Below are 19,206 nucleotides of genomic sequence, written 5' to 3'. Positions count from 1 at the left end.
CAAGGACTCTCGATGAAGATTTCTCATTCCCTTGCGGCCCTGGTTGCCGTAGCCCTGACTGGCTGTGCCTCTTTACCCTCGCCTTCCGAAACGGACGGTGGCATGTTGGCGTTTCCGATGGAAACCAAAAACGAAACCAGCCTTCCGTTTTACTATGTCTACGAATACACCCTGTATGACCGCGACACGGATGCTGAAGTCGACCGTATTCAGTTGAACCCCGCTTCCGGTGTCGATGTCCGTAGTTTCGGCCCCTACCCCGAAGGTGACTATTACCTGGGCATGCAAACCACGCGCGTCAAGGAATCCGCTCAGGTTCGATTCAGCTATAAACCGTCGCCACGAGAAGTTTACATTCCGTTCTCGATTGCCGAAGACACCATTACCGTCTTAAACCAACAAATGTGGGTCTTTAATGAATCCATGGGGGCGAGAGAGTTCAGAACATCGAATGAACTTCGGGACCTGAGTTCAGAGACCAAAGAAGAAGCGCTGGCCAGCTTGGCGAAAGACGACGAGTCAGGCTCGTGGGACATTCGAATTGAAGAGTAATTGTTAAGATTTTCATGGACAGGCAGACAGACTGCCTGTCCATGTATTGACCTTTTTGGTTACCGCTCGATACAGATCGCGGTCCCTTCCCCACCACCGATGCACAAAGCCGCCAGGCCCTTACGCTGATCCAGACGGATCATGTTGTGCAACAGCGTTACGATGATGCGCGCACCGGAACAGCCCAGCGGATGACCCAGAGCGCAGGCGCCGCCGTTGACGTTGGTGATGTCGGCACTCAGGCCCACTTCCTTCATGCCCAGCATGGTGACCATGGCGAACGCTTCGTTGATCTCCGCCAGTTCCACATCGGTGTTGCGCCAGCCGGCCTTTTCCAGCGCCTTGTTCATCGCACCGATCGGGGCACAGGTGAAGGTGCTGGGCTTCTGGGCATGGCTGGCGTAGCTGCGGATGGTCGCCAGCGGTGTCAGGCCCAGTTTTTCAGCCTTCTCCCGGGTCATCAGGGTCAGGGCGGCGGCGCCGTCGCTGATGGAACTGGAGTTGGCGGCGGTGATGGTGCCGTCTTTGGCGAAGGCCGGGCGCAGGCTCGGGATCTTGTCCGGTCGGGCGAGACCCGGCTGCTCGTCGTGTTCGACCACGGTTTCGCCTTTGCGGTCGGCGATGGTCACCGGTGCGATTTCGGACTTGAACCAGCCTTCATCAATGGCTTTCTGGGCACGGCTGAGACTGCGCAGCGCGAATTCATCCATCGCTTCCCGCTCGATGCCGAACTCATCGGCCGTGGTCTGCGCGTGAACGCCCATGGCACGGCCATCGTAGGCGTCTTCGAGGCCGTCCAGGAACATATGGTCGTACATCTGCTGGTGGCCCATGCGATACCCGGAACGCGCCTTGCTCAACAGGTACGGCGCATTTGACATGGACTCCATGCCGCCGGCGATGGCGATATCGATGTCGCCGGCACGCATCTGGTCGGCCGCCAACATGACCGTTTTCATGCCGGAACCACAGACCTTATTGACGGTGGTCGCCGGAACCGCATCGGTCAGGCCGCTTTTCAGTGCCGCCTGGCGGGCCGGAGCCTGGCCGAGTCCGGCCGGCAGTACACAGCCCATCAACACGTCCTGGATCTGCTCGGATGTCAGGCCGGTCAATTCCAGGTTGGCCTTGATGGCCGCCGCGCCCAGATCGGTACCGGACAGCGGGCTCAAGGCGCCTTGAAAACCACCCATGGGGGTACGTTTGGCGGCAACAATTACGATCTCTTTTGTCATTGTATTCAGACCTCTTGTTCAGATAAGCCTTTGGAAAGGACGGGCCTAGATTCGAAGAGCACCGTCCACTTCCAGAATTCGACCGGAATAGTAGTCGTTGGCGATCACAAAAGAGACCGCTTCGGCGATATTTTCCGGTTTTCCCATCCGTTTCAACGGTACAGCCTGGTTGACACGCTCCAGCGCTTCCGGCTTCATGCTGGCCGTCATTTCGGTCTCGATGAAGCCCGGAGCGACACCCGCGACGCGGATGCCGTAGCGTGCCAATTCTTTCGCCCAGGTTACCGTCATCGCCGCGACGCCGGCTTTGGCCGCGCTGTAGTTGGTCTGGCCCAGGTTACCGACCCGGGAGATGGAGCTGATGTTGACGATCACACCCGCCGTTTGGGATTCGACCATCCAGGCCGCGGCCTCGCGTCCACAGAGAAAGACACCCGTCAGGTTGACATCGATCACCGACTGCCATTGATTGAGCGACAGCTTGGTCAGCTCACCGTCCTTCTGCTTGATCAGCAGGCCATCACGGAGAATACCGGCGTTGTTGACCCAGCCATCCAGCCGGTTATGATCCGCCTTCAACCGTTCGAACAGCGACAGAACCGATGCCTCTTCGGCGACATTGGCCGTGTAGCCCCGGGCCGCGATGCCATCTTGGGTCAGGCTGTTCACGGCCTCATCGACCGCTGTCTCGTCGATGTCGACAATGGAAATCTGCGCCCCTTGCCGGCCGAGTGTGCGGGCCATGGCCAGGCCCAGGCCGCGTGCGCCGCCGGTGACGCCGATGTGCTTGCCCTGAAATTGCTGCGTGGATTCAGTCATGAAGATTCCTCTTGTTAACGTGGCCATTCACGGCCAGATGGCCTCTGACTCGAACGGCAGAGGCCGATAAAAGCGTTCGATCATGGTGAAAGGCACGGCGGTGACATTCGGATACAACCAGGCCGGCGATTTGTCTTTATCGATCAGCAAGGCCCGAACACCTTCCAGAAACTCCCGTTCCGCACAGGCCTGGGCGCCGACGACGAGATCCGTTTCCAGGGCTTCGACCCGGGATGCCTTGCGCAGTCGTTTGAAATGATGCCAGGTCAAAGCCACGCTCAGCGCTGAGCCGCGTTGCCACTGCTCGGCCGCTTCGTTGAATGCCTTGAAATCATGGTGCTTGATGTGATCGATCCAGTCGGACAGCACCGGCTCCGGCAAACTGTCCAGTGCGCTGGACCAAGCGTCGAACAAAGCCTGTGTTTGCCCATCCGGTTTCGGCGGTTGCCACTCACGGAGTGGAAGCCCCTCTGCCAGAGCCTTCAACAGCGCCTCCGCGGTATCCGGCGTCATAACCGCTTCGGCATAGCCCAGGGCGACAGCTTCACGACCGCTGATATGGACGCCGCTGATACCGAGAAAGGTGCCCAGCCGCCAGTCCGGCTGTTGCAGGAAGTGGGCCGCGCCGACATCCGGAAACAGGCCGATCTGGATTTCCGGCATGGCGAAACGGGCATCCGCCGTCACCAGACGCAGATCGGCCCCGGCCAGGAGCCCCCAGCCACCCCCCATAACCAGTCCCTGCCCCCAGGCGACGATGGGTTTGGGGCAATGCGCGATCAGAGCATCCAGCCGGTATTCCGCCTGAAAGTAACGATGCCCGGTACGGCGCTGCTCATCGGCCGACGCCTCTCGCAGTACCTGTGCCAGAGCTTTCACATCGCCACCGGCACAGAAAGACCGCTCCGACGTGCTTTCCAGCCAAAGCGTCGTCACCCGATCATCGTCCAGCGCCTTTTCGATGGCGACGGTCAACGCCTCGATCAGCTCCAGATTGAGCGCATTCAGCGCGGCCGGACGGTTCATGCGCAGCCGACGCACGGCGCCGTACTGTTCGACGATCAAGGGTGATGCTTGGGAGGGGGTCTCGGTCATGTCGTTTACCTTATCGGGAATCCCTGAAAGGCTGCCATCCTGCATTGGTACGACCGGGCTGACAAGATTGACGGACTGGGTTGGCTGTAAACGATAGCCGCTAAACATCGTAGGGCAGAAAAGGCCTGTTGCCGTCATCTGCCGATTGAAAGGTGGCTATGGGTTACCAGTGGCTTCAAACTGAAACGGCAGATAACGCTGTCGCACCTCTGCCCTACTACTAAACCCAGGGTGAGAGCCGATCTTTGGGAGAGAATGCCCAACCGGCGGCGTATGCGTGATCACTACCCGCCGATTCAGCCTCCAACATCACCTTCACTCTTCTTCGTGCAGCTGGGTACGCCATAGGTCGGCGTAGACCCCTTCGGCGGCCAGCAACCGGGGATGCGTGCCCTCTTCGACCACGCGACCGTTCTGCAGCACCACGATCTTGTCGGCATCGACGATCGTCGAGAGGCGGTGGGCAATGACGATACTGGTGCGATTGCGCGAGACCTCGCGCATGGCCTGCAAGATGGCCTGTTCGGCGTGTGAGTCCAAAGCCGAGGTGGCCTCGTCGAACAGCAGAATGGGCGGATCCTTCAATAACACCCGCGCGATGGCGATCCGTTGTTTCTCGCCACCGGATACTTTCAGACCGCGCTCGCCGACCTGAGTCAGTTCGCGCTCGGGCAGGCTCTGAATAAAGTCGTCCAGATGCGCCATGCGGATGGCCCGCCAGACTTCCTCGTCGCTGGCATCCGGACGGCCGTAGCGGATGTTGTTGAGGATGCTGTCGTTGAACAGGACCGTATCCTGCGGGACCACGCCGATGGCACGGCGCAGGCTTTGCTGGGTCACCTCGCCGATGCATTGACCGTCGATGCGAATCTCTCCGGCTTGCGGATCGTAAAAGCGAAACAACAGCCTCCCGATCGTCGACTTCCCGGCCCCGCTGCTGCCCACCAGGGCGACCCGGTGACCGGGCTCGATGGTCAAAGACAGCGAATTCAGGATCGAACGGTTGCTGTGATAGTGAAATTGGACCCCGTCGAACTCAATGCGACCTTCGGTGACCGCCAGCTCGGTGGCCCCCTCCCGGTCCTGAACGGTGGCGGGACGGCGCAACAGGCCGAACATATTTTCGATATCGGTCAGCGCACGCCGGATTTCACGATAGACGAACCCCAGGAAATTCAGCGGAATGAACAGCTGAATCACGTAGGCGTTGACCATGACCAGATCCCCGATGGTGATCTCACCGGCGACTACGTCCCGGGCAGCCAGCCACATCATGAGCGTCAATGCGGCCGAGACAATCAGCGCCTGTCCGGTGTTCAGCATCAACAGCGACATGCGGTTTTTCAGCCGTGCCTGCTCCCAGTCGGCCAGATTGCTGTCGTAGTTTTCCGCCTCCCAGGCCTCGTTGTTGAAGTACTTGACGGTCTCGTAGTTCAGCAGCGCATCGATGGCGCGCGAGTTGGTCTTGCTGTCCAGTGTGTTGGCTTCACGCACAAAGCGATTGCGCCATTCAGTGGTCAGGACGGTGAATAACACATAGACGACCACCGCGAACAATGTGATCAGCGCGAACCAGACATTGAAATTGACGATCAGGATGGTCGCCACCATGCCAAGCTCCAACACCGTCGGCACGATGTTGAACACCAGAAATCGCAGCAGGAAGTGAACACCGTTGGTACCGCGCTCGATGTCACGACTGAGCCCACCCGTCTGCCGGCTCAGATGAAAGTCCAGGTCCAGCTTGTGCAGATGCTGAAATACCTCCAGCGAAGCCAGACGGATGGCCCGCTCGGTCACGCGAGAGAAAACCGCATCACGCAACTCGCCGAACGCCACCGAGGTGAACCGGAAAAAACCGTAGGCCAACAGGAACCCCAGGGGAATGGCCACCATTTGAGCTTCCCGGGTGTCCAGGCCGTCCACAATATGTTTCAACGCCCAGGGCATGGCGACCGTAACGATCTTGGCGGCGACCAGAAACGCAAGGGCCACCCCCACCCGCGCCTTGTAGGCCCACAGGTAAGGCCAGAGCGAACGAGCAATGAACGGCAGATCCAGATCACCGATCGGCTTGGCCCGGGTCGCACTGCCCTTCATCCCCCGCATCAGCCGGCCTCTCCTACTCCAGCGGGTCCCGGACAGGTTTGTCCCCAACCCAGGCGCTCCAGACAGGCTTGCCACTGCGGTGACAACCCCGATGAGATAACGGTATAACCTTCGGTGACGGGATGATGAAACCCGACCGAGACCGCGCGCAGGGACAGCGAGGTCAACGGCAAGTGTTCACCGGCCCACTGGTTCTGATGGCGGTCTCCGAAGCGCGTATCGCCAATAATCGGATGGCGCAACGACTTCAAATGGCGTCGAATCTGGTGCTTACGACCGCTGTGCGGTCGGCACTCGACCAGACTGAAGCGGGCCTTCGGATACCGGCTGACCGGAACACCGACTTCGGTAATCGCCAGCCGTTTAAACCCGGTTCGGGCGGATTGCGGCGCCTTGTCCTTGCGTGCATCCTTATCGGCGATGGCATCCAGTTCCTCTTTCAGCGCCTTGTCGCACTCGAAGTCCTCCGGCGTGAAACCGCGCACAATGGCCCAGTAAGTCTTGTCGACGGTTTGATTCCGAAACTGATCGGACAACCGGCGCGCCACGTCCAAGTCCTTTCCGATCAACACCACCCCCGATGTGGGCCGGTCCAGTCGGTGCAGAGTATGGGGTGTACCCCCGTCCAGATAGGTCTTGACCCGTCCGGCCAGCGTATCGGTCTCGCGCGGGTCCAGCGGGCTGGGGTGCATCAGCAGTCCGGCCGGTTTATCGACGGCCAGAAGCCACTCGTCTTCGAACAGGATGCGAACCGCTTCACTCATCGATATCGTCGTCTTCGGCGATCTCGGTGGTGACGGGCGCGCCGCAGCGCTGGCATCGTCCTTCGATAAAGACGCGGCCCTTGAATTCAAATTCAACGGGATCGGTCATGCCCAGATCCATTTCCTGGCACTGGTTGCACCAGGTGTTGTCGAGAAAAGCCTGTTGCTCGTCGGGCTCGCGCAGGTAAAAATCCCGTTCCAGTCGTTCGTCTGTCACTGTCACTACTCGGCTCAGGGTTTTGAATGGACGGGCATTATAGGGGATAGGCCCCGCTCTGTCGTGGCGACGGATGCGTCCTCCGGGCAGCCAAGTTATACTGCGCGCCATTCATAAAGAGGTATCGCGTTGCTATGGAACTCCCTATTTTTCTCGCATTCGAAGTCACCGACGAAGACCAGGGGTACCCGTTCGCGGTCGCCTGGTCATTGCCCGAGGGTCAGTACAAGTCGGTGCTGATCAAGCCGGAAGACGAGTGGCTGATCGACTGGGAAAGCGGCCAGAATGCGGCCGGTGCGCCGTCGGTTCAGGATTTGAAGGAACGCGGAGAGACGGTACTGGATATCCTGAAAGAGTGGGCCGAAGACTTCCGGCACGAGGAGATCTACTGCGAAGACCCGGCCCTGGCGCAATTCTGTCTGGACATGATGTACGATGCCTACGGCAAGGAACTGACGGCGGAGGTCGTCCCCGCCACGGCCGCCTTCGAAGAGGTCGACCCGTTCGATCTGGACGACCAGCGTCGTGTGATCATGGAAACCGAGGAACTCACCGCGGTACATGCAGAAGACATCGCCCGGACCTACATCCACTTGTATGCCCGGATCAATGGAATCACTGGGTAGAACTGTGCCTGGGTCGTCCTTTGCTGGGTTGGCTTGGGGGGCTTTGGTCCGGACCCGCTACGGGGTGGTCTCCCGGAGGGTCGGCGTGAACCCATCCATGGGGCCTAGACCGCAGCATCCCTGCTGCGGACTTCCCTCCGGGAGACCACCCCGCATCGGGTCCTTTCGAGCCTGCCCAGGTCAGTAAAAACCACAACCTAGAATATCCTGCTCTCTTTCCTACCGACATCACAAATCTCGGGTGCATGACCATAATCTCGCCAAAGGAGAAATACTAAATGGTTATCGCAAGCACTTGGATCGGGAATTATGAGGATGCACTGATGCAAGGGCTCGGCGCGGGGTATTACTCTCGCAGGGGTGTCCACAGCATGGCCGGTTTTTTGCTCCTGCAAAACCGGCACTTCCGCCATCCTTGGCGGTCGGAGCCTGTGGCCTAGACCCCATAGACGGGTTCATGCCGGCCCCGGAGAGAGTGATACCCCGCACCGGGCCCGTACGACTGGCAAACAGCAAACCCGGGCACGGAAACTGTGTCCATTGGCACAATAGAGAACTCAGCCCTGAGACCCGTCACAACCCAAGCACGGATTTGACGAATGGAATAGTGAGCCGCCGCTTCTCGGCCAGGGAATGTTGATCGAGCTTGTCGAATGCCTCGACCAGAACGTTCATCGAGCGGGCCACGCGGTTGATCAGGAAGGCGGCGACGTCAGGTTCGAGGGTGAGGCCTCGACGGCGGGCTTTCCAGATCAGCCAGTCCATTTTTTGTTCATCACTGAGCGGCTGGACCTGGAATGTCAGCCCCCAGCTCAAACGGGACTTGAGATCCGGCAGTTCGATGGACTGGTGCAACGGGCTTGAGTGGCTGGTCACCATCAATACCCGTCCAGTGTCTCGTAGGCGATTGAACAGGTGGAAGACGGCTTCCTCCCACTCCGGCCGACCGGTAATCAGGTCGATGTCATCCAGCGCCACCACGTCCAGTTCGTCGAGGCCTTCCAGCGCTTCGGTACCGTAATCGAGGCATTCGGCCAACGGCAGGTAGACGCCTTCCAGCCCCTGGGTTTGAAGTTCATGGACCGCGGCCTGAAGCAGATGGCTGAGCCCCGAGCCTGGCGCGCCCCACAGGTAGAGCAGGTGATCGTCCAGGCGCGCCAGGGCGTGCCGCAGGGCACCGACGGTCTGGGCGTTGTCGCCCGGTAAAAAGTCGTCGAAGACCGCGTCCTCGCGGAATGTAACGCTCAGGGGAAGTTGTTTGACGGCCACTAGACGCCCTCCAGACACAGGCTTACTTCAACGTCGGGCAAGGTGAAGCTCAACGGGGGTATTCGCGTTTGACTCATGAATGACAAGGCTGAATCAGCGTTCAGTCCATTCGTACACCAGTTCGGTGTCGAGCTGGCTTTGCAGATCGTCTTCTTCCACCGACTGGAGGCGTTCGTCCAGAGCCAGAGCATCACGCAATTGATTGCGGTCACCGCTGATGTCCAGGTCGAACTGAACGCTCTCGGGCTGGACCTGGCGCAAGGTGACGCTGGTCACCAGGTTCAGCGAATCCAGGTAGCGTTCGACGGCGGCCAGGGTGGCCAGGTTATTGACGGCGTTAATCCTCAGGCTGATCTGGCCAGCCATCGACGGGTCCATCACAACGGCGTATTGATCCGCCAGTCGGCCGGCGATGCGATCGACCATGGCCTGCATCAGCGCCTCTTCCGACTCCGCCTGTACCCGGAACCGTTGGCGGTCGTCCGACATCATGAAGACAAAGTCGGCTTGATACCCCTGGTTTTCGCGCGCCAGCCGAGCCAGCACGACGGCGTCCGGGCGGTAACGTTCGGACGCCTCGGTGATATCGGCGGTAAACAGGCCGTAAATGTCGGTGAAATTGACCTGGAAGCTGTCGTCCAGGTCCATCAACGGCAGCGTCAGCGGCACGCCCCGCTCCCGGGCCGACGATTTCAGTGCCTGGGCCAGGTCGGAGTTGTCGGAATCGGCCAGGATCCGGTTGGAACCGTCCAGACGGTCGGCCATCCAGATCAACGTTTCCGGCCGCTTCGGTCCCCAGATCGGCAAGCGGTTGCGCGACAGGCTTTGCTCCACCGCGCCCCGGTCGAAGCGCATGATCATACGCTTGGTGGCCACCGGCTCGCCAAGCAGGTTGGTGAGGGTGACATCGCTGCGCTCGAACCGGAACGTCGACAGGTAGTCGTTGGCATCCTCCACCATGGCCTGGCCAACTTCGGTGTCCACGATATCCGCATCGCCGGTCACTCTGACCAGCACTCGCCCGAGGGCCTCGGCCACGGCGTCGTTCTGGTCCGATGGGCGCGCATTCTGCGCCAGGATGGCGGATTCGTCGTACAATTCCAGAGTCTGGGCCGCCCACAGCGGCAGGCTCATGATGACAAGCAACAAGGCGATCAGGGGTCGCAATGACATAAACTCGAACTTCGGCTGATTTTGGAAAGGCGCTATTGTGACAGAGCCGAAACGGATTCGCGACACGGAAGGCATGGAACCGGGCTCAGTTCACGACTGTTGTCTGCTCCCGCCCGGGCATAAAGACGGATTCTGACCGCTTGGACATGCTGATTCCAACCGCCGCCCCTGCTACAATCCGCGCGCCTTTTCCAGTACTGCCCAGATGGAGCCCTTCATGACGGACGCGTCCAAACCCCTGAGTTACAAAGACGCCGGTGTCGATATCGACGCTGGTAATGAATTGGTCGACCGCATCAAAGGTACGGTCAAGAAAACCCGCCGCCCCGAGGTCATGGGTGGCATCGGCGGTTTTGGCGCTCTGTGCCGTATCCCCAAACACTATAAGAACCCGGTTCTGGTCTCCGGAACCGATGGCGTCGGGACCAAGCTCAAGCTGGCCATGGATCTGGATCGCCACGACACGATCGGCATCGACCTGGTCGCCATGTGCGTCAATGATCTGATCGTCTGCGGCGCCGAGCCTCTCTTCTTTCTGGACTACTACGCCACCGGCAAACTGTCGGTCGATATCGCGAGCCGGGTGGTCGAAGGCATTGGTGAGGGGTGCACGCAGGCGAATTGCTCGCTGGTTGGTGGCGAGACTGCGGAAATGCCGGGCATGTACCAGGGCGAGGACTACGATCTGGCCGGTTTCTGCGTCGGCGTAGTCGAGGAAGACAAGATTCTGGACGGTAATGGCGTGCGTGCGGGCGACAAGGTCATTGGCCTGCCCTCCTCCGGTCCGCACTCCAACGGCTATTCGCTGATTCGCAAAGTGCTGGACGTCGCCGAAGCCGACCTGAACCAACCTATGGGAGACGGCACCCTGGCCGACGCCCTGATGGCGCCGACCCGCATTTACGTCAAACAGACACTGCGCCTGCTCGCCAACCAGACGGTCAATGCCATTTCCCACATCACCGGTGGCGGTTTTTACGAAAACCTGCCGCGCGTTCTGCCGGAGTCCCTGTCGATCCGCATCGATCCGAACCAGTGGCAGCGCCCCCCCGTGTTCGACTGGCTGCAGAAGGCCGGCAACATCACCGACCGCGAGATGTATCGTACCTTCAACTGCGGCATCGGCCTTGTGGTCGTCGTACCCGGCGCGGAAGCCGAGGATGTCGTCAGTCAATTGCGCGCATCCGGTGAACAGCCGGTGATCATGGGTGCGGTGGAGAGCCGTGGCAGCGAAGCCGTCATCATCGAAGGCGTGTGATCGTGAAAAACATCGTTGTCCTGATCAGCGGCAGCGGCTCCAACCTGCAGACCATTCTGGATGGTTGCGCCGATGGCACCCTGGACGCCCGGGTTACGGCCGTGATTTCCAACCGACCCGGTGTGATGGGGCTGCAACGAGCGGAGCGGGCCGGCGTTCCAGCCCTGACGCTGGATCACACCCTGTTCGAGGGCCGGCGAGCCTTCGATACCGCACTGGCCGAACTCATTGATCGCCATGAACCGGACCTCGTGGTCCTCGCCGGCTTCATGCGCATACTGACCGATGAATTCGTTCGCCACTATCAAGGGCGAATGCTGAACATCCACCCTTCCCTGCTGCCGAAATACGCCGGCCTGCACACTCACCAACGGGCCCTGGATGCCGGCGACACCGAGGCCGGCGCCACGGTGCATTTCGTTACGCCGGAACTGGACGGCGGCCCGCCCGTCGCCCAGATGAGCGTCCCGATCGAAGCGGACGACGACGCGGCGTCTCTCGCCAAACGCGTGCTGGGTCAGGAACACCGATTGTATCCGGAAGTCATTCGCTGGTTCGTTAACGGCCGCTTAACACTCAGGGGCGATACCGCCTGGCTGGACGATGCCCCCCTTCCCAAAAGCGGACGGCTGCTGGATACTGGCACCCCATGAGACAGTTCATTCGCAATTGGCTACTGGTGACCGCAGCGACTCTGTGTACGACACAGGCCGCTGAACTGGTGCCGTTCACGGCCGAACTCGAAGCCATCCGCTACGGCGCCATCGATTTGTCCACCGAAGGCACACTGCGCCTGCGTCGGGACGGCAGCGACTGGCACTACCGACTCGCCACCGACGGTCGCACCGTTTCGCTGAAGGAAGAGGTCTGGTTGAGTGTCGACGGCAATCAATTGCTGCCGTTGCGGTATGAATTCGAGAGTAAGTTGTTCTGGGTCAAGAACACCAAGTCGCTCAGGTTCGATCATAGTGAAAACCGGGTAACCGGCCGCGTCGACAAAGACCGGATCGACACCCGGTTTGAGCCGCCACTCTATGATGCCATCGGTTATCAGCTGGAACTGCAACAACAGCTGATCGACGGCGAGCGCGAGATCAGCTTCGACGTTTTCCGCCACAAACGACCGGATCGCATGGCGTTCCGTGTCATCGGCGAGGAAATGCTAGATCTGCCCACGGGCGAGGTTTACACCTGGATCGTCGAACAGACCGATCCGATCGGCAAGAACGAACGCAAGCTGATCTGGGTCGCGCCGGACCTGAATTTTGTCCCGTTGCGATTCGGGCGCTACGAGAAAGGCAAGCTCAAAGAAGAAATTCGCACCCTGTCCCTGTCGCTCGACGGACAGCGGATATCCTTCGACCCTTAACGAGGAGCCTCACCCGACGTCCGAGGCTTCATTTCGGCCCTACAAGCCAAGGAGGCCACTACTCAATGAAAGTCGCCGTATTCAGCAGCAAATCCTACGATGAGACCTACCTTAATCAGGCCAACAACGGCCAACACCAGTTCACCTACTTCGAACCCCATCTGGACGCCCATACCGCCGCCCTGAGCCAGGGCCATGATGCCGTCTGTTGCTTCGTCAACGATACGCTGGATGAGGCCACGCTCGGCCAGCTCCACGACCATGGTATTCGCCTCGTTGCCCTTCGATGCGCCGGCTTCAACAATGTCGACCTGGGCGTCGCCCAGAAACTGGGCATCACAGTCGCCCGGGTTCCGGACTATTCCCCCTATGCGGTCGCCGAGCACGCATGCGCCCTCATTCTCGGCCTGAACCGCAACACCCATCGCGCCTTCAACCGGGTCCGCGAGAACGACTACTCCCTGCACGGCATGCTCGGTTTCGATTTACACGGCAAAACCGTAGGCGTCGTCGGCACGGGCAAAATCGGCGTCGCCTTTATTCGCATCATGCGTGGCTTTGGTTGCCGGGTCATCTGTCACGACCCCTACACCAACCCGCAGGCTCTCGACGCCGGAGCGGAATATGTCGACCAGGATACGCTCTGGGCCGAGAGCGACATTGTTTCGCTACACTGCCCGCTGCTGCCGGCCACCCGTCACCTGATCAACAACGAAACGCTCAAAAAGATGAAAGACGGCGTCATGCTGATCAATACCAGTCGCGGTGCGTTGATTGAAACCGTCGATGTGATCAATGCCCTGAAGAACGGCAAAGTGGGTTATCTGGGGCTGGATGTGTATGAGGAGGAAGCGGACCTGTTTTTTGAAGACAATTCCGACGAGCTGTTAAAGGACGATACGTTCGCCCGCCTGCTGACCTTCCGCAACGTGTTGATCACCGGCCACCAGGCGTTTTTCACGCGGGAAGCACTGGAAGCGATAGCCCAGGTGACGATCAGCAATATCGGGCATTTCGAGGCGGGCAGTCTGGACCGGATGCATCAGGTGAATGTGTAGAACGTCCCTGGTGGCGCCTACCCTGGAGTAGACAGAACCGTAGGTTGGATTAGCCCGCAGGGCGTAATCCAACAAACCCAGCCATGAGTTGAACTATCGGCTTCATAAGAGCGTTGGATTACGCCCTTCGGGCTACCGATGCGTCGGACCGATCCAACCTACTGCTCATGGATCGAAAACATCGACCGATCATTTCCCTGAATACAACTCAAAAAAAACCGCCCGGTGGCGAAGCCAGCGGGCGGTTTTCGCTAACTGAACAGTATTAAGCCAGTTTGGCTTTGGCCTGTTCGGTCAGGGCCGCGAAAGCCAGTTTATCGTGAACGGCCAGATCCGCGAGGATCTTACGGTCGATCTCAATAGACGCCTTCTTCAGGCCATTGATGAACTTGCTGTAAGACAGACCGTTCACCCGAGCCTCGGCATTGATACGAGCGATCCACAGGGCGCGGAACTGACGCTTGCGCTGACGACGGTCACGATAGGCGTATTGACCCGCCTTGATGACCGCCTGCTTGGCCACACGGAATACACGCGAACGCGCACCATAATAACCTTTAGCCTGCTTCAGAACCTTCTTGTGACGACGACGGGCAATAGTACCGCGTTTTACACGAGCCATATTTCTTTCCTCCTAATCCTGTGACCGTTAAACGTAGGGCAGCATGCGCTTGATCAAACCGGCATCGGCATCAGTAATTTGCTGAGTGCCGCGCAAGTGACGCTTACGCTTGGTGCTCTTCTTGGTCAGGATGTGGTTGCGGAAAGACTGCTTGTGCTTGAAGCCATTGGCCGTCTTCTTGAAACGCTTCGCAGCGCCGGAATTGCTTTTTGCTTTAGGCATTTTCAATCTCCCGATCTACTTCTAAAACCGCGTCGCATCCCGTGCGAACCCAGGCACTGTGCCGGGCTCAGGAGCTAACGGTTGCCAGTTAAACCGGCGACACCCGTCGCCGGAACTTAAAAAAGGCGATGACCGAAGCCATCGCCTTCGCGACAGACGGTTGCCCGCCTGTCCCGGCCAGCCGAGGCCGACCTTATTTCTTCTTCAGCGGAGCCATCACCATGGTCAGCTGACGCCCTTCCATCTTGGGGCGCTGCTCCACAGTGGCCAGGTCTTCCAGATCACTCGCGACCCGGGCCAGCAGCTCCATACCGATTTCCTGGTGAGCCATCTCACGGCCCCGGAAACGCAGCGTGACCTTGGTCTTGTCGCCGTGCTCCAGAAACCGGGTCAGGTTACGCAACTTGACGTTGTAGTCGCCGATATCGGTATTCGGCCGGAACTTGACCTCCTTGACCTGAACCTGCACCTGCTTCTTCTTGGCAGCTGCCTTGGCTTTCTTCTCTTCGTAGAGCTTTTTGCCCAGGTCCATGATCTTGCAGACCACCGGGTCCGCGTTGGAGATCTGTACCAGATCGAGTCCTTCCTGTTGAGCCCGCTGCAAGGCATCTTCCAGCGGGACAATACCGACTTGCTCACCGTCGGAGGCGATCAGGCGAACCTCGTCGGCCTTGATCTGATCGTTGACAATATGACGGTTGGCAGCCTTACCAGCTTTCGCGTTGCGTTTTATAACTCACTCTCCGTTATTTACCAGACGGCCTTTTCGGGCGATATCCGCAGATAGGCGTTCTATGAAGGCGTCGATCGGCATGGAGCCGAGATCCTGACCTTCCCGTGTGCGGACCGCTACGGCCTCGTTTTCGACTTCCTTATCGCCGATCACCAGCAGATAAGGAATTCTTTGAATTGTATGCTCGCGGATTTTAAAGCCGATCTTCTCATTTCTCAAGTCGGCATCGGCCCTAAAACCCTCTGAAATCAAGCGATTTTGCACTTTCTTAACGAAATCGGCCTGGGCATCGGTGATATTGCACACCATGACCTGGGTCGGCGCGAGCCACGGCGGCATGGCCCCGGCGTGCTGCTCGATCAGAATGCCGATGAACCGCTCGAAGCTGCCGAGAATGGCCCGGTGCAGCATGACCGGCTCTTTCCGCTCGCCGTGCTCGTCCACATACTGGGCTTCCAATCGGCCCGGCATGGCGAAATCGACCTGGATGGTACCACATTGCCACATCCGACCGAGGCTGTCTTTCAACGTGAACTCGATCTTCGGGCCGTAGAAGGCGCCCTCGCCCGGCAGAGTCTCCCAGGGCTGGTCGGTGGCGTCCAGTGCCGAAGCCAGGGCCGCTTCGGCCTTGTCCCAGACTTCGTCGCTGCCCACGCGCTGATCGGGGCGGGTGGAGAGCTTGAGGATGACATCGTCGAAACCGAAGTCGTAATAGACTTCGTTCAGCATCTCGATGAAGCCCGCCACTTCGTCCTGGATCTGGGCCTCGGTACAGAAGATGTGGGCGTCGTCCTGGGTGAAGCCGCGCACCCGCATAATGCCGTGCAGGGCTCCGGAGGCTTCGTTACGGTGGCAACTGCCGAATTCGGCCAGGCGCAGCGGCAGGTCGCGGTAGCTCTTCAGGCCCTGGTTGAACACCTGGACGTGGCACGGGCAGTTCATCGGCTTGATGGCGTTGTCGCGGTGCTCGCTGTGCGTGGTGTACATGTCGTCGCCGAACTTGTCCCAGTGACCGGATTTCTCCCACAGGGAGCGGTCGACGATCTGCGGTGTACGGATTTCCTGGTAGCCATGAGCGCGCTGTTTGGCGCGCATGTACTGCTCGATCACCTGGTACAGGGTCCAGCCGTTCGCATGCCAGAACACCATGCCCGGGGCTTCTTCCTGCAGGTGGAAGAGGTCGAGTTTCTTGCCGATCTTGCGATGGTCGCGCTTGGCCGTTTCTTCGAGGAAGGTCAAGTGGGCCTTCAACTGCTTTTTGTCCGCCCAGGCGGTGCCGTAGATGCGCTGCAGCTGCTTGTTGCTGCTGTCGCCGCGCCAGTAGGCGCCGGAGACGCGCATCAGCTTGAAGTGATGGCAAAACTTCATGTTCGGCACGTGCGGGCCGCGGCACATGTCGACGTATTCTTCATGATGGTAGAGACCCGGCCGGTCATCCCGGCTGATGTTGGTCTCGAGGATTTCCATCTTGTAGGGCTCGTTACGCTCCCGGAAGGTGTCGTACGCCTCCTGCCAACTGACCTTGTGGCGGACCACCTCGTAGTTGGTCTTGGCCAGTTCCATCATGCGCTTTTCGAGTGTTTCGACGTCTTCGTCGGTCAGCCGCTCATCCAGGTCGATGTCGTAGTAGAAGCCGTTCTCGATGGTCGGACCGATGGCCATTCTGGCGTCCGGCCAGAGTTGTTTGATGGCGTGACCGAGCAGGTGCGCGCAGCTGTGGCGGATGATTTCGAGGCCGTCGTCGTCTTTGGGGGTGATGATTTCGACCTTGGCGTCGTTCTCAACGATGTCGCAGGCATCGACGCGGACGCCGTCGATGCGGCCGGCCAGTGTATTGCGCGCGAGACCGGGGCCGATGTCTTCGGCGATCTGCATGATGGAGACGGGTTGGTCGAAACGGCGCTCGGAGCCGTCGGGCAGCGTAATGATGGGCATGATGTGCTCCTTCAGTGGTGACCCCTACCACGGGCCACGTGTTGGATGTGTATTAAACGGTAGTAAGGGCGTTGGCGCCCTATTAAGGTATCCGGCCTACCCCTACAATGGGACCGTACCGGATGCCCCTCACAGCAAAAACCGCCTGATTTCGGCGGGTAATCGGCAAATGTCGACCCGCCACGGGCTGGTTATGGCAGCTCGTAATGCTGGTCGACAGAGGGATACGCGGAGTGTAACCGATTGGTGCCGGTGGGTCACGGGTGGTTCGGTTAGGTTCCGTGGCGAAACCCGCACCGGCTGGTGGGTAGGCCTGGTCGGGGTCGCGCGGGATGCCGCCCACTCAACCCGTCCATGGGGGCTTGACGACAGCCATCCATGGCTGTCGACATCCCCGACCAGGCCAACCCACCAGCCAGCGCTAGCCATCTGAGACCGCATCCAGTCCAATACTATTGGTAGGAGCGCACGCTGTGCGCGACCTTAATCAACCTCCGGACTTCGCCCGTTCCCGCAATGCCCGACGGATAATCTTTCCCGTGGTTGTCATCGGTAAACTCTCAACGAATTCGATCTCCCTGGGGTACTCATGAGCCGCCAATCGCTCTTTAACCCAGGCTTGAATTTCCGCCTTTAACGCATCGTCGCCCTGCTCTGTTTGTTTCAACACGATATAGGCTTTGACGATTTCCGTCCGCATCGAGTCCGGTTTGCCAATGACGGCGGCCATGGCGATCTGTGGGTGGCCGAGTAGGCAGTCTTCGATTTCGCCGGGTCCGATGCGGTAGCCGCCGGAAGTGATGACGTCGTCGTCGCGACCGACGAAGCGGATCCAGCCCTGATCATCGCGTACGCCGGTGTCGCCGGTGAGCATCCAGTCGCCGGCGAATTTGACGGCGGTGGCGTCGGGGTTGTTCCAGTAACCGAGGAACATGACCGGGTCGGGCCGATGGACGGCGATGAGACCCTGCTGACCCGGCGGAAGTTCGGTTCCGGCGTCGTCGACGATGGAGACGCGGTGTCCGGGAACCGGTCGGCCCATGATGCCGGGGCGTGGCGGCATGAGCGCGGCGCAGGAGCTGACGATCATGTTGCATTCGGTCTGACCGTAGAATTCGTTGATGGTGACGCCGAAGGCGCGTCGACCCCAGTCGAGCAGTTCTCGGCCGAGGGTTTCACCGCCGCAGGCGACGGTGCGCATTTGCACGGGTTCTTCGGGGTGGTCGCCGAGTTCGGAGCGGATGAGTTTGAGGGCGGTCGGCGGCAGGAAGGCGTTCCGGATGTTGTGGTGGCGTATGAGATCCATAGCGGCGCGGCCGGTGAATTTCCGGAAGCGGCAGGTAACGACGGGGACGCCGTGGTGCAAGGCGGGCATGAGGACGTCGAGCAGCCCGCCGATCCAGGCCCAGTCGGCCGGGGTCCAGATGATGTCGTCGGGTTGTGGGAAGAGGTCGTGGCTCATTTCGACACCGGGCAGGTGACCGAGCAGCACGCGGTGGGCGTGCAGGGCGCCCTTGGGTTGGCCGGTGGTTCCGGAGGTGTAGATCAGCACAGCGGGATCTTCGGCGCGGGTGACCACCGGGTCGAATTGGTCGGTTTTATCCTGGAGCCGGGCACCGAGGTCCTCGCCGTGGTCGCTGGGACCGTCGACCACGAATACCCGCTTCAGGTCGGGCAGGCGGTCTTTCAGGTGGGCGATCTTCTCGGCGCCGGCCCGGTCGGTGATCAGGGCCCTGGCGCCGCTGTCGGCGAGTCGGTAGTCGAGGGCATCGGGTCCGAAGAGTGTAAATAGCGGTAAAGAAACCGCGCCCAGTTTGTGAATGCCGATGTGGGCGTAAGCGGTTTCGGTACACTGTCCCAACAGGATGCCGACCCGATCGCCCTTATTGATGCCGGCGTCGTGAAGAACCTGGGCCAATCGGTTGGATAACCCTCTGAGTTTTCCAAAACTGATGGCATCCGACCGCCCCTGTTCATCGACCTGAATCAGGGCGGTTCGGTCGGGGTCGCGGTCGGCCCATTTATCGCAGACGTCGATACCGATGTTGTAGTGCTCGGGAATCTCCCAGCGAAAGGCATCGATCAGTTCTTCGTAGGTTCGAGCCTTGGGTAACATGTCGGGTACCTTCCGGTTTATTGTTGCTCCCGGG

General features: G+C 59.8%; 19 protein-coding genes. 6 read left to right on the top strand and 13 right to left on the bottom strand.

All coding sequences use genetic code 11. The features are described 5' to 3' along the window. The first annotated feature begins 12 nt into the window (after positions 1-12). Positions 13-552 carry a hypothetical protein gene (locus IE111_RS18135; protein ID WP_189611376.1) on the top strand — a complete coding sequence of 180 codons (540 nt, stop codon included), beginning with the start codon at positions 13-15 and terminating at the stop codon, positions 550-552. Between the two features lie 59 nt (positions 553-611). Here IE111_RS18135 and IE111_RS18130 read toward each other — a convergent pair whose 3' ends face one another. The 6 genes from IE111_RS18130 to IE111_RS18105 form a co-directional block, all read right to left on the bottom strand. After that, complete coding sequence (locus IE111_RS18130; protein WP_189611374.1) at positions 612-1,787, bottom strand: thiolase family protein; 1,176 nt, start codon at positions 1,785-1,787, stop codon at positions 612-614. Between the two features lie 45 nt (positions 1,788-1,832). Continuing rightward, a complete protein-coding gene (locus tag IE111_RS18125; protein WP_189611372.1) occupies positions 1,833-2,606 on the bottom strand; it encodes an SDR family oxidoreductase in 774 nt (257 codons plus the stop codon). Between the two features lie 27 nt (positions 2,607-2,633). Continuing rightward, positions 2,634-3,701: an enoyl-CoA hydratase/isomerase family protein gene (locus IE111_RS18120; protein WP_189611369.1), complete on the bottom strand. Its 1,068-nt coding sequence runs from the start codon at positions 3,699-3,701 to the stop codon at positions 2,634-2,636. Positions 3,702-4,016: 315 nt separating this feature from the next. Beyond that, positions 4,017-5,810: an ABCB family ABC transporter ATP-binding protein/permease gene (locus IE111_RS18115; protein ID WP_189611367.1), complete on the bottom strand. Its 1,794-nt coding sequence runs from the start codon at positions 5,808-5,810 to the stop codon at positions 4,017-4,019. After that, positions 5,810-6,574: a pseudouridine synthase gene (locus IE111_RS18110; protein ID WP_189611365.1), complete on the bottom strand. Its 765-nt coding sequence runs from the start codon at positions 6,572-6,574 to the stop codon at positions 5,810-5,812. The genes IE111_RS18115 and IE111_RS18110 overlap by 1 nt, the downstream gene beginning before the upstream one ends. Further along, entirely contained in the window at positions 6,567-6,797 is a 231-nt protein-coding gene (locus IE111_RS18105) for a hypothetical protein (protein WP_189611362.1), read from the bottom strand. The genes IE111_RS18110 and IE111_RS18105 overlap by 8 nt, the downstream gene beginning before the upstream one ends. 128 nt (positions 6,798-6,925) lie before the next feature. Here IE111_RS18105 and IE111_RS18100 point away from each other — a divergent pair, with 128 nt between their 5' ends. After that, entirely contained in the window at positions 6,926-7,417 is a 492-nt protein-coding gene (locus IE111_RS18100; RefSeq protein ID WP_189611360.1) for a hypothetical protein, read from the top strand. A 573-nt stretch (positions 7,418-7,990) separates the two neighbouring features. On the opposite strand, the gene hda is transcribed toward IE111_RS18100, so the two are convergent. Beyond that, positions 7,991-8,686, bottom strand: coding sequence for a DnaA regulatory inactivator Hda (hda, locus tag IE111_RS18095; protein WP_189611358.1), 696 nt, complete (start codon positions 8,684-8,686; stop codon positions 7,991-7,993). 93 nt (positions 8,687-8,779) lie between these two features. Further along, on the bottom strand, positions 8,780-9,859 hold the full coding sequence (locus tag IE111_RS18090) for a DUF2066 domain-containing protein (RefSeq protein WP_189611355.1): 1,080 nt from the start codon (positions 9,857-9,859) through the stop codon (positions 8,780-8,782). Between the two features lie 217 nt (positions 9,860-10,076). Here IE111_RS18090 and purM point away from each other — a divergent pair, with 217 nt between their 5' ends. From purM to IE111_RS18070, 4 genes are all read left to right on the top strand, one after another. Then, positions 10,077-11,117, top strand: coding sequence for a phosphoribosylformylglycinamidine cyclo-ligase (purM, locus tag IE111_RS18085; protein ID WP_189611353.1), 1,041 nt, complete (start codon positions 10,077-10,079; stop codon positions 11,115-11,117). Positions 11,118-11,119: 2 nt separating this feature from the next. Then, positions 11,120-11,770: a phosphoribosylglycinamide formyltransferase gene (gene purN / locus IE111_RS18080; RefSeq protein ID WP_444544504.1), complete on the top strand. Its 651-nt coding sequence runs from the start codon at positions 11,120-11,122 to the stop codon at positions 11,768-11,770. Then, positions 11,767-12,486 carry a DUF3108 domain-containing protein gene (locus IE111_RS18075; RefSeq protein ID WP_189611352.1) on the top strand — a complete coding sequence of 240 codons (720 nt, stop codon included), beginning with the start codon at positions 11,767-11,769 and terminating at the stop codon, positions 12,484-12,486. Before purN ends, IE111_RS18075 begins: the two co-directional genes overlap by 4 nt. A 65-nt stretch (positions 12,487-12,551) precedes the next feature. Next, a complete protein-coding gene (locus tag IE111_RS18070) occupies positions 12,552-13,544 on the top strand; it encodes a 2-hydroxyacid dehydrogenase (protein WP_189611350.1) in 993 nt (330 codons plus the stop codon). A 265-nt stretch (positions 13,545-13,809) separates the two neighbouring features. Here IE111_RS18070 and rplT read toward each other — a convergent pair whose 3' ends face one another. The 5 genes from rplT to IE111_RS18045 all read right to left on the bottom strand — a co-directional run bounded on the left by rplT (position 13,810) and on the right by IE111_RS18045 (position 19,172). After that, positions 13,810-14,166, bottom strand: coding sequence for a 50S ribosomal protein L20 (rplT, locus tag IE111_RS18065; protein ID WP_189611348.1), 357 nt, complete (start codon positions 14,164-14,166; stop codon positions 13,810-13,812). A gap of 27 nt (positions 14,167-14,193) precedes the next feature. After that, complete coding sequence (gene rpmI, locus IE111_RS18060) at positions 14,194-14,388, bottom strand: 50S ribosomal protein L35 (protein WP_189611346.1); 195 nt, start codon at positions 14,386-14,388, stop codon at positions 14,194-14,196. 193 nt (positions 14,389-14,581) lie between these two features. Continuing rightward, positions 14,582-15,079, bottom strand: a complete 498-nt coding sequence (infC, locus tag IE111_RS18055; protein ID WP_189611421.1) for a translation initiation factor IF-3 — start codon at positions 15,077-15,079, stop codon at positions 14,582-14,584. A gap of 45 nt (positions 15,080-15,124) precedes the next feature. Then, complete coding sequence (gene thrS / locus IE111_RS18050) at positions 15,125-17,056, bottom strand: threonine--tRNA ligase (RefSeq protein WP_189611344.1); 1,932 nt, start codon at positions 17,054-17,056, stop codon at positions 15,125-15,127. Positions 17,057-17,543: 487 nt separating this feature from the next. Then, positions 17,544-19,172 (bottom strand): acyl-CoA synthetase, encoded by a 1,629-nt coding sequence (locus IE111_RS18045; protein WP_189611342.1) that lies wholly within the window; start codon positions 19,170-19,172, stop codon positions 17,544-17,546. Positions 19,173-19,206 lie beyond the last annotated feature (34 nt).

This window comes from Saccharospirillum salsuginis, assembly GCF_014651855.1.
Taxonomy (GTDB): Bacteria; Pseudomonadota; Gammaproteobacteria; order Pseudomonadales; family Natronospirillaceae; genus Saccharospirillum; species Saccharospirillum salsuginis.
This window is presented reverse-complemented; position numbering and strand designations above follow the sequence as displayed.

What these genes read in the sequence shown, in the direction of transcription:
- IE111_RS18135 (WP_189611376.1), top strand. Translation starts at nt 13, where the DNA reads ATGAAGATTTCTCATTCCCTTGCGGCCCTGGTTGCCGTAGCCCTGACT.
- IE111_RS18130 (WP_189611374.1), bottom strand. Translation starts at nt 1,787, where the DNA reads ATGACAAAAGAGATCGTAATTGTTGCCGCCAAACGTACCCCCATGGGT.
- IE111_RS18125 (WP_189611372.1), bottom strand. Translation starts at nt 2,606, where the DNA reads ATGACTGAATCCACGCAGCAATTTCAGGGCAAGCACATCGGCGTCACC.
- IE111_RS18120 (WP_189611369.1), bottom strand. Translation starts at nt 3,701, where the DNA reads ATGACCGAGACCCCCTCCCAAGCATCACCCTTGATCGTCGAACAGTAC.
- IE111_RS18115 (WP_189611367.1), bottom strand. Translation starts at nt 5,810, where the DNA reads ATGCGGGGGATGAAGGGCAGTGCGACCCGGGCCAAGCCGATCGGTGAT.
- IE111_RS18110 (WP_189611365.1), bottom strand. Translation starts at nt 6,574, where the DNA reads ATGAGTGAAGCGGTTCGCATCCTGTTCGAAGACGAGTGGCTTCTGGCC.
- IE111_RS18100 (WP_189611360.1), top strand. Translation starts at nt 6,926, where the DNA reads ATGGAACTCCCTATTTTTCTCGCATTCGAAGTCACCGACGAAGACCAG.
- IE111_RS18090 (WP_189611355.1), bottom strand. Translation starts at nt 9,859, where the DNA reads ATGTCATTGCGACCCCTGATCGCCTTGTTGCTTGTCATCATGAGCCTG.
- purM (WP_189611353.1), top strand. Translation starts at nt 10,077, where the DNA reads ATGACGGACGCGTCCAAACCCCTGAGTTACAAAGACGCCGGTGTCGAT.
- IE111_RS18075 (WP_189611352.1), top strand. Translation starts at nt 11,767, where the DNA reads ATGAGACAGTTCATTCGCAATTGGCTACTGGTGACCGCAGCGACTCTG.
- IE111_RS18070 (WP_189611350.1), top strand. Translation starts at nt 12,552, where the DNA reads ATGAAAGTCGCCGTATTCAGCAGCAAATCCTACGATGAGACCTACCTT.
- rplT (WP_189611348.1), bottom strand. Translation starts at nt 14,166, where the DNA reads ATGGCTCGTGTAAAACGCGGTACTATTGCCCGTCGTCGTCACAAGAAG.
- rpmI (WP_189611346.1), bottom strand. Translation starts at nt 14,388, where the DNA reads ATGCCTAAAGCAAAAAGCAATTCCGGCGCTGCGAAGCGTTTCAAGAAG.
- thrS (WP_189611344.1), bottom strand. Translation starts at nt 17,056, where the DNA reads ATGCCCATCATTACGCTGCCCGACGGCTCCGAGCGCCGTTTCGACCAA.
- IE111_RS18045 (WP_189611342.1), bottom strand. Translation starts at nt 19,172, where the DNA reads ATGTTACCCAAGGCTCGAACCTACGAAGAACTGATCGATGCCTTTCGC.